This is a genomic window from Pseudomonas sp. S44, assembly GCF_016624805.1.
Taxonomy (GTDB): domain Bacteria; phylum Pseudomonadota; class Gammaproteobacteria; order Pseudomonadales; family Pseudomonadaceae; genus Aquipseudomonas; species Aquipseudomonas machongensis.
Window position 1 is genome coordinate 1 of the sequence record NZ_JACVTY010000069.1, and the last position, 487, is coordinate 487.

Sequence of the window (487 nt, forward strand, 5' to 3'; positions counted from 1 at the left end):
TGCCAGTGCCTGGCTCATCGGTGACATCGGTTTTCACTTCGCCCTGACCCAGCGTCAGCTTCTCGAAGTTATCGGCGCCAGTCACGCCTTCGAGTTTGTTGACGATCGAAGGCTGGCCGCCAACGTACACGTCGTCAGGAGCGTGAATGGTGATGGTGCCGGTGGCGCTGCCCGCGGGAACGGTGACTTTTGTGCCGTCCGAAAGGGTAAATACCAGGCCGCCATGACCTTTGACGTCCAGGCCCTGAGCGTTGGTCAGAGTCACGGTGTAAGTGATCTCGCCGCCTTCGCTGACAGTGGTTTTGTCAGCAGTCAGGGTGGCGACAACCTCACTTTCGGTGTCAGCAATCTGAACAGTGGCGGAGCTTCCCAGCTCAAGGTTTTCGAAGGTTTTGCCCGGAACACTGGCATCGGTCACGCCAATGGTGAGCGAGCCAGAATCCTTGAAGACGTCATCGCCCTGGGCTGGCGCCTTGTACTCGACCTG

The 487-nt window shown here is 58.7% G+C and carries 1 protein-coding gene; it reads right to left on the reverse strand.

What is annotated here, in order from left to right; all coding sequences use genetic code 11:
• On the reverse strand, positions 1-487 hold a 487-nt coding region (locus IAE40_RS25565; RefSeq protein ID WP_200604069.1), incomplete at both ends, for an immunoglobulin-like domain-containing protein.